The sequence below is a fragment of the Alicycliphilus denitrificans K601 genome (genome assembly GCF_000204645.1).
Classification (GTDB): domain Bacteria; phylum Pseudomonadota; class Gammaproteobacteria; order Burkholderiales; family Burkholderiaceae_C; genus Alicycliphilus; species Alicycliphilus denitrificans.
In genome coordinates, this window is the sequence record NC_015422.1 from 457,329 (window position 1) to 471,391 (window position 14,063).

The 14,063-nt window shown below is 69.5% G+C and carries 15 protein-coding genes; 8 read left to right on the top strand and 7 right to left on the bottom strand.

The window, feature by feature from the left end:
* The first annotated feature begins 52 nt into the window (after positions 1 to 52).
* Together ALIDE2_RS02205 and ALIDE2_RS02210 are read left to right on the top strand one after the other, a co-directional pair.
* A complete protein-coding gene (locus ALIDE2_RS02205; RefSeq protein ID WP_013721277.1) occupies positions 53 to 1,084 on the top strand; it encodes a glycosyltransferase family 2 protein in 1,032 nt (343 codons plus the stop codon).
* Complete coding sequence (locus tag ALIDE2_RS02210) at positions 1,081 to 2,004, top strand: lysylphosphatidylglycerol synthase transmembrane domain-containing protein (RefSeq protein WP_013721278.1); 924 nt, start codon at positions 1,081 to 1,083, stop codon at positions 2,002 to 2,004. Before ALIDE2_RS02205 ends, ALIDE2_RS02210 begins: the two co-directional genes overlap by 4 nt.
* On the opposite strand, the gene rsmI is transcribed toward ALIDE2_RS02210, so the two are convergent.
* The gene (gene rsmI / locus ALIDE2_RS02215) at positions 2,001 to 2,918 is read right to left on the bottom strand and encodes a 16S rRNA (cytidine(1402)-2'-O)-methyltransferase (protein WP_041700574.1); all 918 of its coding nucleotides are present in this window, start codon (positions 2,916 to 2,918) and stop codon (positions 2,001 to 2,003) included. The genes ALIDE2_RS02210 and rsmI overlap by 4 nt on opposite strands.
* Between rsmI and ALIDE2_RS02220 the strand changes: the two genes are divergently transcribed.
* From ALIDE2_RS02220 to ALIDE2_RS02230, 3 genes are read left to right on the top strand one after another with little or no spacing between them, the layout of a single operon-like run.
* Positions 2,918 to 3,316 (top strand): YraN family protein, encoded by a 399-nt coding sequence (locus ALIDE2_RS02220; protein ID WP_013721280.1) that lies wholly within the window; start codon positions 2,918 to 2,920, stop codon positions 3,314 to 3,316. The two genes, rsmI and ALIDE2_RS02220, sit on opposite strands and share 1 nt — an antisense overlap.
* 60 nt (positions 3,317 to 3,376) lie before the next feature.
* Positions 3,377 to 3,979: an SIS domain-containing protein gene (locus ALIDE2_RS02225; RefSeq protein WP_013517387.1), complete on the top strand. Its 603-nt coding sequence runs from the start codon at positions 3,377 to 3,379 to the stop codon at positions 3,977 to 3,979.
* Positions 3,976 to 4,641, top strand: a complete 666-nt coding sequence (locus ALIDE2_RS02230; protein ID WP_013517388.1) for a BON domain-containing protein — start codon at positions 3,976 to 3,978, stop codon at positions 4,639 to 4,641. The genes ALIDE2_RS02225 and ALIDE2_RS02230 overlap by 4 nt, the downstream gene beginning before the upstream one ends.
* Positions 4,642 to 4,669: 28 nt before the next feature.
* Here ALIDE2_RS02230 and ALIDE2_RS02235 read toward each other — a convergent pair whose 3' ends face one another.
* From ALIDE2_RS02235 to ALIDE2_RS02250, 4 genes are all read right to left on the bottom strand, one after another.
* Positions 4,670 to 5,602 carry an NAD(P)-dependent oxidoreductase gene (locus ALIDE2_RS02235; RefSeq protein ID WP_013721281.1) on the bottom strand — a complete coding sequence of 311 codons (933 nt, stop codon included), beginning with the start codon at positions 5,600 to 5,602 and terminating at the stop codon, positions 4,670 to 4,672.
* A gap of 80 nt (positions 5,603 to 5,682) precedes the next feature.
* On the bottom strand, positions 5,683 to 6,819 hold the full coding sequence (locus ALIDE2_RS02240) for a PilT/PilU family type 4a pilus ATPase (RefSeq protein ID WP_013517390.1): 1,137 nt from the start codon (positions 6,817 to 6,819) through the stop codon (positions 5,683 to 5,685).
* A 25-nt stretch (positions 6,820 to 6,844) separates the two neighbouring features.
* Entirely contained in the window at positions 6,845 to 7,474 is a 630-nt protein-coding gene (locus ALIDE2_RS02245; RefSeq protein WP_013517391.1) for a cyclic nucleotide-binding domain-containing protein, read from the bottom strand.
* A gap of 64 nt (positions 7,475 to 7,538) precedes the next feature.
* A complete protein-coding gene (locus ALIDE2_RS02250) occupies positions 7,539 to 8,582 on the bottom strand; it encodes a type IV pilus twitching motility protein PilT (protein ID WP_013517392.1) in 1,044 nt (347 codons plus the stop codon).
* Between the two features lie 39 nt (positions 8,583 to 8,621).
* Between ALIDE2_RS02250 and ALIDE2_RS02255 the strand changes: the two genes are divergently transcribed.
* Together ALIDE2_RS02255 and ALIDE2_RS02260 are read left to right on the top strand one after the other, a co-directional pair.
* The gene (locus ALIDE2_RS02255) at positions 8,622 to 9,344 is read left to right on the top strand and encodes a YggS family pyridoxal phosphate-dependent enzyme (protein ID WP_013721282.1); all 723 of its coding nucleotides are present in this window, start codon (positions 8,622 to 8,624) and stop codon (positions 9,342 to 9,344) included.
* Positions 9,345 to 9,384: 40 nt separating this feature from the next.
* Positions 9,385 to 10,515: an aminotransferase class V-fold PLP-dependent enzyme gene (locus ALIDE2_RS02260; RefSeq protein ID WP_013517394.1), complete on the top strand. Its 1,131-nt coding sequence runs from the start codon at positions 9,385 to 9,387 to the stop codon at positions 10,513 to 10,515.
* A gap of 60 nt (positions 10,516 to 10,575) precedes the next feature.
* Here the strand turns inward: ALIDE2_RS02260 and ALIDE2_RS02265 are convergent, their stop codons facing one another.
* The gene (locus tag ALIDE2_RS02265; protein WP_013517395.1) at positions 10,576 to 10,998 is read right to left on the bottom strand and encodes a hypothetical protein; all 423 of its coding nucleotides are present in this window, start codon (positions 10,996 to 10,998) and stop codon (positions 10,576 to 10,578) included.
* A gap of 184 nt (positions 10,999 to 11,182) precedes the next feature.
* Here ALIDE2_RS02265 and ALIDE2_RS02270 point away from each other — a divergent pair, with 184 nt between their 5' ends.
* The gene (locus ALIDE2_RS02270; RefSeq protein ID WP_013721283.1) at positions 11,183 to 12,484 is read left to right on the top strand and encodes a DUF445 domain-containing protein; all 1,302 of its coding nucleotides are present in this window, start codon (positions 11,183 to 11,185) and stop codon (positions 12,482 to 12,484) included.
* A 57-nt stretch (positions 12,485 to 12,541) separates the two neighbouring features.
* Here ALIDE2_RS02270 and ALIDE2_RS02275 read toward each other — a convergent pair whose 3' ends face one another.
* Positions 12,542 to 14,035, bottom strand: coding sequence for an FAD-linked oxidase C-terminal domain-containing protein (locus ALIDE2_RS02275; protein WP_013721284.1), 1,494 nt, complete (start codon positions 14,033 to 14,035; stop codon positions 12,542 to 12,544).
* Positions 14,036 to 14,063 lie beyond the last annotated feature (28 nt).

Sequence of the window (14,063 nt, forward strand, 5' to 3'; positions counted from 1 at the left end):
GGGGCGCGCGAGGCACAATCGCAGCCATTATCCCGCTACAACTGTTTCCTTGATGAACACCGCCCCTACTCCAACGCCCGACGTCTCCATCGTGGTGCCGATCTACAACGAGGTCGAGAACCTGCCCGACCTCGTGGAGCGCATCGCGCAGGCGATGTCCGCGCAGCCGCTCAGCTTCGAATTGCTGGCGGTGGACGACGGCTCGCGCGACGGCAGCGCCGACACGCTGCGTGAATTGGCGGCCACGCGCCCCTGGTTGCGCCCGGTGTTCCTGGCACGCAACTACGGCCAGTCGAGCGCCCTGCAGGCGGGTTTCGATCGCGTGCGCGGCCGCTATGTGGTGACGCTGGATGCCGACCTGCAGAACGAACCCGGCGACATTCCGCTGCTGCTGGAGCGCCTGGAGACCGACTCCAGCGTGGACATGGTCAGCGGCTGGCGCAAGGACCGGCAGGACGCGGAGCTGTCGCGCAAGCTGCCCTCGCGCATCGCCAACCGGCTGATCTCCAGCGCCACGGGCGTGCACCTGCACGACTACGGCTGCGCGCTCAAGGCCTACCGCCGGCCCATCATCGACCGTATCCGCCTCTACGGCGAGCTGCACCGCTTCATCCCGTCGCTGGCCAAGGAGGCGGGCGCGCGTATCACGGAAGTGCCGGTGCGCCACCATGCGCGCACGCGCGGCGTGTCCAAGTACGGCATCGACCGCACCTTCCGCGTCATCCTGGACCTGATCCTCATCGTGTTCTTCATGCGCTACCGCCAGCGCCCGCTGCATGCCTTTGGCGGGCTGGGGCTGTGGCTGGCTGCGCCGGGCGTGCTGATCCTGGCCTGGCTGCTGCTGCAAAAAGTGGTGGGCGAGGACATCGGCGGCCGGCCACTGCTGCTTGCCGGCGTCATGCTGGTGCTGATGGGCGTGCAGATGGTAGTGGCGGGCCTGATCGGCGAGCTGCTGATGCGCATCTACCACGAGGCCGGCGGGGCACCGCAGTTCCATGCGCAGGAATATGTGCCGGATTCAAGAGTAAATATGCCTGCAGCGCGCGACCAGCAAGCGCAAGCAGCTACCAATAACATAGCGTGAAACGTCCGTTCAAGGCCCTGCTGCGCGGCCTGGTGGGCCTGGCCCTGCTGGGCGCGGTGGTGGCGCTGGCCGATCCGGCCCGCGTGTGGGGCCAACTGCGCCAGGCCCAGCCAGGGTGGCTGCTGGCGGGCCTGCTGGCGGGCATCGCTTCCAACCTCGTCTCGGCGCTGCGCTGGCGGGCATTGGCGCGGTGGCTAGGCGCCAACGCGAGCACGCGCGATGCCTGCCGTTGGTACTTCCAGGCCATCGGCCTGAATGCGTTGCTGCCGGGGGCCGTGGTGGGGGGCGACGTGTACCGCGCCGTGGTACTGCGTGGTGCCGGTCAGGACACGGCGGCCTCCAGTTGGTCGGTGGTGCTGGACCGGCTGAGCGGCCTGTGGATGCTGTGCGCCATCGGCGGCCTGGGCGCTGCCGCCTGTGCCGACGTGCTGGCGCCCTGGCTGCGGTTGCCAAGGGGGCTTTTCATCGCGCTGATGCTTGGGGGCACGCTGCTGTGGCTGGCGCTGCCGTGGTGCCTGCCTGCGCTGCTGCGCAGCCGCCGGTTTGCGGGCGGCTGGCTCGCGCCGCTGCGTGAAGCCGCAACGCGCCCCGACTTCCCGCGTCAACTGGTCTGGCAGGCCGGGGCATCGGCGGCGGTGCAACTGCTGTCGGCCGCAGCGCTGGCGGGGGGCGGGCTGGCACTGGGCGTGGCGCTGCCGGCCAGCGTGTGGGCCTGGGCGATCGCGCCCGTGTTCCTGATGGCGGCGCTGCCGGTGAGCGTGGGCGGCTGGGGCACGCGCGAGGCGGCCGCCGTGGCCGCGCTGGCCCCCTTCGGCGTGGCCGCGTCCGCCGCCGTGGGCGTGGGCGTGGTCTATGGCGTCTACGGGCTGGCGCAGGGCGCGCTGGGGGCGCTGGCCTTCGGCCTGCCGCGCAAGGGCTAATCCCCTTGCTTGATCTGCAGCGCCTGCTCGTAGAGCGCGTTGCGCGGCGCGCCCGTGATGTCGGCGGCCAGCTTCACGGCGGTCTTGACGGGCAGTTCGGCCAGCAGCAGGCGCAGCACCCGCCCGGCCTGGGCGCCGTCCTCCTGCCGCACGGGTATGGGGTGCAGCAGTACCACGAATTCGCCCTTGACGCGCTGCGGCGCGCCCTGCAGCCAGGCGCCCAGGCCGCTGGCCGCGTGGGTGGAGACCTCTTCGAACTGCTTGGTGAGCTCGCGCGCCAGCGTCACGCGGCGCTCGCCCAGCGCGGCCAGGGCGTGTGCCAGGTCGAGTATGCGGTGCGGCGCCTCCAGCAGCACCACGCAGCGCGGCTCGGCGGCCAGGCGCTGCACGGCGGCGGCGCGCTCCGCGCCTTTGGTCGGCAGGAATCCGGCGAACAGGAACCCGCCGCCATCGGGCGCGTGGGCGATGGCGCCGCACACGCTCAGCGCGCTGGTCACGCTGCTGGCGCCGGGCAGGGGGATGCAGCGCAGGCCCGCGGCCTGCGCCGCGGCGACCAGGCGCGCGCCGGGGTCGCTCACGCCGGGCGTGCCGGCGTCGCTCACATAGGCGATGCGCTGGCCGGCCTGCAGGCGCTCGACGACGGCCTGCGCGGCCTGGGCCTCGTTGTGCTGGTGCACGGCCAGCAGGCGGTCGGTCGGTTTGTCGATGCCGTAGGCGCGCAGCAGGGCCTGGGTGTGGCGCGTGTCTTCGCAGGCGATGGCGTCCGCCAGCTGCAGCACGTGCAGGGCGCGCAGGGTGATGTCTGCAAGATTGCCGATGGGCGTGGCCAACACGTACAGGGTGCCCTGCGGATAATGCTGCGCGGCCGCGGCGTCGCGCGCGGCGGTCAGGGCGGAGGCAAAGGATGCGCTCAATGGGGTTCCTCGGCAAGAAAATCAATGGCGATGCGCCCGGGCGCACCACGCGCTCGCTGGGCCAGGCGGCGGAAGACCGGGCGCTGGCCCATCTGGCCGCGGCGGGGCTGGCGCTGGTGGAGCGCAATTATCGGACCCCGGGGCGCGGCGGCGGGGAGATTGACCTCGTCATGCGCGAGCGCGACGGCACGCTGGTGTTCGTGGAGGTGCGCAGCCGCGGCGCGGCCGGCTTCGGCGGTGCGGCGGCCAGCATAGGCGCCGCCAAGCGGCGGCGCATCGTGCTGGCGGCGCAGCACTACCTGCTGCGCTGGCCGGCGCAGCCGCCCTGCCGCTTCGATGCGGTGCTGATCGACGGCGGCCAGGTGCAGTGGCTGCGCGCTGCCTTCGACGCGCAGTAGCCGCTCTGCCTACCCTTTGCTACGAAGGATGCAGCAACCGCCGGGTATCATTCGCGGCCCATGCTCGAGCAACGCATTCAACAGCATTTCATCGACGGCGCCGACCTGAAATACCAGGCGGCGCAAGCCCTCAGCCAACCCATAGGCGCCGCCGTGCAGGCCGTCCTGGCCTGCGTGACCAATGGCGCCAAGGTGCTCGCCTGCGGCAGCGGTCCGTCGGCCGCGCAGGCGCAGCAGTTCGCCGCCTTCTGCGTGATGGGCTTCGAGCGCGAGCGGCCCGAACTGGCCGCCCTGGCGCTGGTGTCCGATGCGGTGTGGGCGGCAGCGTCGGCGGCTGGCGCGGGCGCGGACATCGCCGCGCTGGCACGCCAGGTGCGCGCGCTGGGACAGGCCGGCGACCTGCTGCTCGCCATCACCACGGGCGGCAGCGAGCCCGCACTGCTGGAGGCCGTGCAGGCGGCCCATGAGCGCGACATGACCGTGGTGGCCCTCTGCGGCCGCGATGGCGGCGCCCTGGCCACGCTGCTGCGCGAGACCGACGTGCAGATCTGCGTGCCGCACGACCGGGCCGCGCGCGTGCGCGAGGTGCATGCCCTGGTGCTGCATTGCCTGTGCGACGGCGTGGATGCACAGTTACTTGGAGAACAGGAGATCCTTTCATGAAAGTCCCCATGTTGCGAACCTTTGGTAGCCTGCTGGCGGCAGCCACGCTGGTGGGTAGTTTGGCGGCCTGCGCGCCGCTGGTGATCGGCGGAGGCGCCGTGATGGGCGCGATGGTGGCCGTGGACCGGCGCACGACGGGCACGCAGGTCGAGGACGAGGGCATAGAGATGCGCACCGCGAGCCGCATCCGCGAGGCCCTGAGCGAGAACGCGCACGTGAACGTGACCAGCTACAACCGGCAGGTCCTGCTGACCGGCGAGGTGCCTTCGGCCGCCGACAGCCAGAAGGCGGAGCAGATCGCGCTGGCCGTGGAGAACGTGCGCTCGGTGGTCAACGACCTGGGCGTGATGCCCAGCTCCTCGCTGTCGCAGCGCTCCAAGGACACCTTCATCACGGGCAAGGTGCGCGCCAGTCTGGTCGATGCCAAGGACCTGTCGGCCAATGCCTTCAAGGTGGTGACGGAGCGCAACGTGGTCTACCTGATGGGCCGCGTCACTCCGCGCGAGGCCAAGCGCTCGGCCGAGATCGCACGCGGCGTGGACGGCGTGAGCAAGGTGGTGCGCGTCTTCGAGGTCATCAGCGAGGAAGAGCTCAGCCGCATGGCCGCGAAGCCGGCGCCGGTGTCGCAGGACCCCGCCGCTGCGGGGCAGCCGGCCAAGTAAGCCACACCCCCGGCCCTGGGCCTCGTACTCAGGGCTTGGCGGGCAGCAGCCGCGTGATCAGGCTGGAGGTGTCCCAGCGCTGGCCGCCCGCGCGCTGCACGTCGCCGTAGAACTGGTCCACCAGCGCCGTGACGGGCAGGCGCGCGCCGTTGCGCTTGGCCTCGTCGAGCACGAGCCCCAGGTCCTTGCGCATCCAGTCCACGGCAAAGCCGAAGTCGAAGCGGCCTAGGGCCATGGTCTTGCCACGGTTGTCCATCTGCCAGCTTTGCGCCGCGCCCTTGCCGATCACGTCGAGCACCAGGGGCATGTCCAGTCCCGCGTGCATGCCGAAGGCAATGGCCTCGGACAGGCCCTGCACCAGGCCGGCGATGCAGACCTGGTTGACCATCTTGGCCAGCTGCCCCGCGCCGCTGTTGCCGATGCGCGTGAAGGCGCGCGCGAATGCCATGCCCGTGGGTCGCACGGCGTCGAAGGCGGCCTGGTCGCCGCCGCACATCACCGTGAGCTGGCCGTTCTGCGCACCCGCCTGGCCGCCCGAGACGGGCGCGTCGACGAATTGCAGGCCCAGCGTGCGGGCGGCGCCGTAGAGTTCGCGCGCCACCTCGGCCGATGCCGTGGTGTGGTCCACGAAGATGGCGCCCGGCTGCATGCCGGCGAAGGCGCCATCGGCGCCCAGCGTCACGGAGCGCAGGTCGTCGTCGTTGCCCACGCAGCAGAAGATGATCTCGGCGCCTTGGGCCGCCTCGCGCGGGGTTTTTGCGTGTTTTGTGCCGTCAGCGCCCGTGAATTCAGCGCACCAAGCTTCTGATTTCGTAGCGGTCCGGTTGTACACCGTCACCTCGTGGCCGGCGCGGGCCAGGTGCCCCGCCATGGGATAGCCCATGACGCCCAGGCCCAGGAAGGCCACGCGGCGCGCGGGAGCCGGCTCGTAGACGCGGGGATTGATGCTGTTCATGGTCATTGGGTCTCCATCAGGAAAAAGGCCCGCCCGCCTTGGGAGGCGGGCGGGCATGCGTATGGTAAGTGGGTGCGGCGTGTTCGTCAGACGATGGCGAAATGCTCGGTGCCCGAGGCCAGGTCGGTGGTCTTGGCGCGCTGGCTGCTGAGCTTGATCTGCAGGCGCAGATCGTTGATCGAATCGGCGTTGCGCAAGGCATCCTCGTAGCCGATGACGTTGGCCTCGAACAGGTCGAACAGCGACTGGTCGAAGGTCTGCATGCCCAGGTTGCGGCTCTTCTTCATGATCTCCTTGATTTCGGCGACTTCGCCCTTGAAGATCAGGTCCGCGATCAGCGGGGTGTTGAGCATGACCTCGACGGCCGCTGCGCGGCCCTTGCCGTCCTGCTTGGGAACCAGGCGCTGCGAGACCATGGCCTTGAGGTTCAGCGACAGGTCCATGAGCAGCTGGGCGCGCCGCTCCTCGGGGAAGAAGTTGACGATGCGGTCCAGCGCCTGGTTGGCGCTGTTGGCGTGCAGCGTGGCCAGGCACAGGTGGCCGGTCTCGGCGAAGGCCACGGCGTGCTCCATGGTCTCGCGGTCGCGGATCTCGCCCATCAGGATCACGTCGGGCGCCTGGCGCAGCGAGTTCTTGAGTGCCGCCTCCCAGCTGTCGGTGTCCAGGCCCACCTCGCGCTGCGTGACCACGCAGTTCTTGTGCGGGTGCACGAATTCGATCGGATCCTCGACGGTGACGATGTGGCCGAAGGAGTTCTCGTTGCGCCAGTCCACCATGGCGGCCAGCGTGGTGGACTTGCCCGAGCCCGTTGCGCCCACCAGGATGCACAGGCCGCGTTTGGTCATGGCGATTTCCTTGAGCACCTGCGGCACGCCCAGGCCGTCGATGGTGGGCAGCGTCAGCGGGATGGTGCGCAGCACCATGCCCACGCGGCCCTGCTGGATGAAGGCGTTGGCGCGAAAGCGGCCGATGCCCGCGGGGGCGATGGCGAAGTTGCACTCCTTGGTGCGCTCGAAGTCGGCCACCTGCTTGTCGCTCATGATGGAGCGCGCCAGCGTCAGCGTGTGCACGGGCGTGAGCGGCTGGGGCGAGACCTTGGTGACCTTGCCGTCCACCTTGATGGCCGGCGGAAAGTCGGCCGTGATGAACAGGTCGCTGCCGCCCCGGCTGACCATCAGTTTGAGCAGGTCGTTGATGAATTTGCTGGCCTGGTCGCGTTCCATTGCATTCCTCCCGTTGCCGTTCGTCTCAGCGCTGGTTTTCGCTCAGGCGCGCGCTCACCGCGCGCAGCCGCAGCGACAGCTTGCGCGCCAGCAGGGCCACCAGGCTGGCGGCGAGCTGCGGATCCTGCGACATCATCTCGTCCATGGCATCGGCGCTCAGAACGGCCACCTCGCAGTCAGTGAGCGTGGTGCACGCCGAGAAGCGGATGCCGCTGTCGAGCAGCGACATCTCGCCCAGGATCTCGCCCGGGCGCGTCTCGGCCAGGCGCAGCTGCTCGCCCCAGGGCTGCACGCGGTCCACGGCGATGGTGCCCGTGAGCAGCACCACCATGAAGTTGCCGTATTCGTCCTGGCGGATCACGTCGCGGTTTGGAGGGATGGCCGCGAATTCGAAGAAGCGCTCCATGCGCTCCACGGCGCTCTGGTCCAGGTGCGCCATGTACTTGTCCTTGCTCCACAGCGACTGCAGCAGCTTTCCGCCACGGCTCTTGGGCAGGCGCTTGGCGCCCACCTCGACCGCGCGCGCCTCCCAGGGGATGAGCAGCGACTCGTCCACCCCCTGGCTGGCAAACGCGGTGGTGAACAGCACCGAGTCGCTGCTGTCCTCGCCGGTTTTCTGGGGCCTGGATTTGAGCAGGCCGAGTATGCCTTTCATGGTGGAGCTCCGATGCACCGGGCCCGCGCATCGGCGGACCGGGGTAGGTGGTTTGCCGGCGTCATCAGCCGGGGAAATTTTCCGGGATCTTGGCCTTGCTGCGCGCCTCGGCGGGACTGATGATGTTGCGGCGCACCAGGTCGGTGAGATTCTGGTCGAGCGTCTGCATGCCGACGCTGTTGCTGGTCTGGATGGTGGAGTACATCTGCGCCACCTTGGCTTCGCGGATCAGGTTGCGGATGGCGCTGGTGCCCGTCATGATCTCGTGCGCCGCCACGCGGCCCGAACCGTCCTTGAGCTTGCACAGGGTCTGCGAGATCACGGCCTGCAGCGACTCCGACAGCATGGCGCGCACCATCTCCTTCTCCTCGGCCGGGAACACGTCGATGATGCGGTCGATCGTCTTGGCGGCGCTGGAGGTGTGCAGCGTGCCGAACACCAGGTGGCCCGTTTCGGCCGCCGTCATGGCCAGGCGGATGGTCTCCAGGTCGCGCATTTCGCCCACGAGGATGGCGTCCGGGTCCTCGCGCAGCGCCGAGCGCAGCGCAGCGGAGAACGACAGCGTCATCGGCCCCACCTCGCGCTGGTTGACCAGGCATTTCTTGGACTCGTGCACGAACTCGATCGGGTCCTCGATGGTGAGGATGTGGCCGTACTCGGTTTCGTTGAGGTGGTTGATCATGCCGGCCAGCGTGGTGGACTTGCCCGAGCCCGTGGGGCCGGTCACCAGCACCAGGCCGCGGGGCTTGAGCGCCAGGTCCGCGAAGATCTTGGGGGCGTTGAGCTGCTCCAGCGTCAGGATCTTGCTCGGGATGGTGCGGAAGACCGCCGCCGCGCCGCGGTTCTGGTTGAAGGCGTTGACCCGGAAGCGCGCCAGGCCCTCGATCTCGAAGGAGAAGTCCACCTCCAGGAACTCTTCGTAGACCTTGCGCTGGGCATCGCTCATGATGTCGTACACCATGGCATGGACGGTCTTGTGGTCCAGCGCATCGACGTTGATGCGCCGCACATCACCATGCACCCGGATCATCGGAGGAAGGCCGGCCGACAGATGCAGGTCGGACGCCTTGTTCTTCACGCTGAAGGCGAGCAACTGGGTGATGTCCACGGATTCCCTCTCATCGTTTGATACGCTTGGCTACACATTATGACGACGATTGACAGAAACCTCCAACGCGTGCACGAGCGCATCGCGCAGGCCTGCGCCGCCGCGGGCCGCCCGCCCGGGTCCGTGGCGCTGCTGGCGGTGTCCAAGACCTTCGGCGCCGAGGCCGTGCACGCCGCTGCCCTCGCGGGGCAGCGCGCCTTCGGCGAGAACTACATCCAGGAGGCCGTGGAGAAAATGGCCGCGCTGCGCGCCCTGGCGCCCGCGCTCGCGCTGCAGTGGCATTGCATCGGCCCGATACAGAGCAACAAGACGCGGCTGGTGGCCGAGCATTTCGACTGGGCGCAGACGGTGGACCGGCTCAAGATCGCGCAGCGGCTGTCCGAGCAGCGCCCCGCGCACCTGCCGCCGCTCATGGTGTGCATACAGGTGAACGTGGACGGCGGCGCCACCAAGTCGGGCGTGGGCCCGCATGACGCAGCTGTGCTGGCCGAGGCCGTGGCCCGGCTGCCCCGCCTGGTCCTGCGCGGCGTCATGAGCATTCCTGACGATGCTCCCACTTTCGAAGCGCAACGCGCGCTCCACGAAAGGGCTGCGGCCGTTTTTCACCACATCAAAGCACAGGGCTTCGAGGGGCTCGGGCAGTTCGACACCCTGTCCATGGGCATGACCGGTGACCTGGAGGCCGCCGTGGCCGCGGGCAGCACCATGGTGCGTGTGGGCAGCGGCGTCTTCGGCGCGCGCCAGTACGCTGCGAGGTGCTAAGCTGGCCCGCTTGTTTCTCAACGTGGAAGGAGACACCCCCATGCCCGGCCTGCTGCCCGACGTCGATCCCGACGGCCTGCTCGAATTCTCGGTGGTCTACACCGACCGCGCGCTCAACCACATGTCCAGGCGCTTCACGGGCGTGATGCAGGACATCCTGGCCGCGCTCAAGGAGGTCTACCACGCGCACACGGCCGTACTCGTGCCCGGCAGCGGCACCTTCGGCATGGAGGCCGTGGCGCGCCAGTTCGCCAACGACGCGAAGGTGCTCATCGTGCGCAACGGCTGGTTCAGCTACCGCTGGAGCCAGATCTTCGACGCGGGGGGGCTCAGGGGCGGCGCCGTGGTCTGCAAGGCGCGCAGGCAGGGCGAGGGCCCGCAGGCGCCCTGGGCGCCGTGCCCGGCCAACGAGGTGGCCGCCGCGATCCGCGCCGAGAAGCCCAGGGTGGTTTTCGCGCCGCACGTGGAGACGGCCAGCGGCATCATCCTGCCCGACGACTACATCCGCACCGTGAGCGACGCCGCGCACGAGGTGGGCGCGCTCTTCGTGCTCGACTGCGTGGCCTCGGGCGCGATGTGGGTGGACATGGACAAGACCGGCGTGGACGTGCTGATCTCCGCGCCGCAGAAGGGCTGGAGCGGCTCGCCTTGCTGCGCCATGGTGATGCTCTCGGCGCGCGCGCGCGAGGCCATCGAGGCCACGCAGAGCTCCAGCTTCTCGTGCGACCTCAAGAAGTGGATGCAGATCGCCGAGGGCTACGAGAAGGGCCAGCACGCCTACCACACGACCATGCCCACCGATGCGCTCGTGCGGCTGCGTGACGTGATGCTGGAGACGCGCGCCTACGGCTTCGAGAAGGTGCGCCAGGAACAGGTCGCGCTGGGCGCCAAGGTGCGCGCGCTGCTCGAATCGCGCGGCTTCCCGAGCGTGGCGGCCGAGGGCTTCAAGGCGCCGGGCGTGGTCGTGAGCTACACGACGGACCCCGGCATCCAGAGCGGCAAGAAGTTCATCGACGTGGGCCTGCAGACCGCATCGGGCGTGCCGCTGCAGTGCGACGAGGGGCCCGACTTCACGACCTTCCGCGTCGGCCTGTTCGGGCTGGAGAAGTGGCACAACGTGGACCGCACGGTGGGGCACCTCGCGGCGGCGCTGGACAAGATCCTGGGTTGATGCTTCGTTTTTGGTAGCTGCAAGTACTTGACTCTAAAGCGCTTGCGGCACTTTTTGCCATCAATCCTTGCCGGTGCGCTCCGCCTCTTCCGCCGCGTGGGCGCGGGCGATGGCCAGGATCACGTCGCGCGCCAGGCGCCGCTTGGGCACGGGCAGGCGCAGGTAGATGTCGAACAGTTCCTTGTCCTGGTAGCCCAGGCCTGAGTGCCACTGGGGCTGGTGCTCGCGCACGCGGTGGCCGCCCTCGTCGCCGTAGCCAAGCTCCTGCACGGGCACGCCCAGCCAGTCGGCCAGCGTGGCGAGCTTGCGATGGTCTGGCATGGTCTCGCCCAGCAGCCAGCGGCGCACGCCGTGCAGGGTCATGGGCTTGCCCCAGTGGCGGGTGTTGAACTCGCGCTCCAGCACGGCGGGCTTGGGCTCGTAGCCCGCCGCCGCCATCGCATCGCGTAACCGTTGCGCAAATTGCGCCTTTGCATCTTGCATCCGGTCACATTAGGAATATGGGGGCGATACGGGGTGACAATTGACGATAGTCACGTCAAATATTTGCGTATAAATCACGCTCTGTGGCCCGCGGTGCGCTGCCCCGGATCGGCGAATGGATGACATGGCGGGCGGGCGTGCCGTGGTAGGGTCGGCGCAGGTTCCCCATGCTTCACGCCCTGCCATGCATTCCTTCCCCGGCCTCCATGAAGTCGCAGACCACGCCGGGCCCCGGCGCCTGGCGCTCGCGCTGCTCGTGCTGTTCGCCGCGATCTTCGCCGCCTGCAACCTCGCGCCGCGCAGCCTGTGGGTCGATGGCCTGAAGGCCGTGGCCGAGGCCGCGATGGTCGGCGCGCTGGCCGACTGGTTCGCGGTGGCGGCGCTCTTTCGGCGCATTCCGCTGCCGCTGGTGGGGCGCCACACCGACATCGTTGCGCGCAACAAGGATCGCATCGGTGGCAACCTGGCGCTGTTCGTGCGCGACCGCTTCCTCGACGCGCCCTCGCTCGTCGCCATGATCCGCCGGCACGATCCCGCCGGTATGCTGGCGCAGTGGCTCACCGCGCCGGCCAACGCGGGGCTGCTGGGGCGCCAGGTCTCGCGCCTGGCGCTCATGGCGCTGGACACGGTGGAGGACGAGAAGATCCAGGCCTTCCTCGCGCAGGCCGCGCGCGCGCTGCTCGGGCGGCTGGACCTTTCGCGCTCCATGGCCTCGGCGCTGGCGGCGCTCACACATCAGGGCCGCCACCAGGAGCTGCTGGACGCGCTGCTGGAGCGCATGGGCGGCATGGTGCGCACCGAGGAGGCGCGCGCCTTCGTGGCCGACACGCTGGTGCAGTGGATCAAGCGCGAGCACCCGCTCAAGCAGAAGGTGCTGCCCACCGACTGGCTCTCGGGCAAGGGTGCGGCCGCCATCACGCACGCGGTGGACACGCTGCTCAAGGCCGTGGCCGACGACCCCCGGCACGAGCTGCGCGAGGCGCTGGACGGCGCCCTCGCGCGGCTGGCCGAGCGCCTGCAGAACGACCCCGACTGGGCGCGGCGCGGCGAGGAGCTGCGCGCCTGGCTGCAGAACGACGAGGCGCTGGGCCGCTACGTGCGCGACCTGTGGGCCGGCCTGCGCCGTTCGCTGCGCGAGGACCTGGCCCGCGAGGATTCGGAGCTCTCGCGCCGCGTGGCCGAGATGGGCCAGTGGCTGGGCATGTCGCTCGCGGGCGACGCGGCGCTGCGCGTGCGCCTGAACGTGCGGCTGGAGCTCTGGGCCGCCACGTTCGCGCCCGACGTGGCGCAGTCGGTGGCCGAGCACATCCGTACCACGGTGCAGCGCTGGGACGCGCAGGAGATGGCGCACCTGGTGGAGCAGCACATCGGCCGCGACCTGCAGTACATCCGCATCAACGGCACGCTGGTGGGCGGGCTGATCGGGCTGGTGCTGTTCACCATCTCGCACGCGGGCGCGCTCTGGGCCCTGCTGGATGGCGGATGAGCTCCTGTTTCGATAGCTGAAAGCGTTTGACTGGCGAGCGCTAGAGGCTGATTTTGCTTAAAAGCGCGGCAGGCCGGGGTGGCTGAGCCGTCCGCCGCGCACCAGCATCTTCCCGTACTCGGCGCAGCGGTTGAGCGTCGGGATGACCTTGCCGGGGTTGAGCAGGCCGGCCGGGTCGAACGCGTGCTTGAGGCCCATCATCTGCGCGTTCTCCTCGACCGTGAACTGGGTGCACATGCTGTTGAGCTTCTCCACGCCCACGCCGTGCTCGCCCGTCACCGTGCCGCCCATGGCCACGCTGGTCTCCAGGATGTCGGCGCCGAAAAGCTCGCAGCGGTGCAGCTGGTCGGGGTCGTTCGCGTCGAACAGGATCAGCGGGTGCAGGTTGCCGTCGCCCGCGTGGAACACGTTGCAGCAGCGCAGGCCGTATTTCTTCTCCATCTGCTGGATGGCGAGCAGGATGTCGGCCAGGCGCTTGCGCGGGATGGTCGAGTCCATGCACATGTAGTCGGGGCTGATGCGGCCGCTTGCGGGGAAGGCGTTCTTGCGCCCGCTCCAGAAGCGCATGCGTTCCTCCTCGCTGCCGCTCACGCTGATGGCGGTGGCGCCCGCGCCGCGCAGCACCTCGCTCATGCGCGCGATCTCCTCCTCCACCTCCTCGGGCGTACCGTCGGATTCGCACAGCAGGATGGCCTCGGCCGTCAGGTCGTAGCCGGCCTTGACGAAGTCCTCCACGGCGGCGGTCATGGGCTTGTCCATCATCTCCAGGCCCGCGGGGATGATGCCCGCCGCGATCACCGCGGCCACGGCGTCGCCGGCCTTGCGCACGTCGTCGAAGCTGGCCATGATGCAGCGCGCCAGCTGCGGGCTGGGGATGAGGCGCACGGTCGCCTCCAGCGCCACGGCCAGCATGCCCTCGCTGCCGATCACGGCGGCCAGCAGGTCGTAGCCGGGCGCGTCCAGCGCCTCGCTGCCGAAGGTGACGGGCTCGCCCTCCATGGTGAAGCCGCGCACGCGCAGCACGTTGTGTACCGTCAGGCCGTATTTCAGGCAATGCACGCCGCCCGAGTTTTCCGCCACGTTGCCGCCTATGGTGCAGGCGATCTGGCTGCTGGGGTCGGGTGCGTAATACAGGCCGTAGGGGGCGGCGGCCTCGCTGATGGCCAGGTTGCGCACGCCGCACTGCACGCGCGCCGTGCGGCTCACCGGGTCCACGTCCAGGATGCGGTTGAACTTGGCCAGCGACAGCGTCACGCCCATGGCGTGCGGCATGGCGCCGCCCGACAGGCCGGTGCCCGCGCCGCGCGCGACCACCGGCACCTGCAGGGCGTGGCAGGTCTTGAGCACGGCCCGCACCTCGTCCTCGGTCTCGGGCAGGCACACCACCAGCGGGCGCTGACGGTAGGCCGTGAGGCCGTCGCATTCGTAGGGCGTGGTGTCCTCGCTCTGCCACAGCAGGGCGTGCTGCGGCACGCAGGCAGACAAGGCCTGCACGATTTCGCGCTGGCGCGCGGCGCGCTCGGATTGGGTGGGGGCGGGGCTGCTGGTCATGGCGCCACTGTAGCCAAGTGCGCGCCGG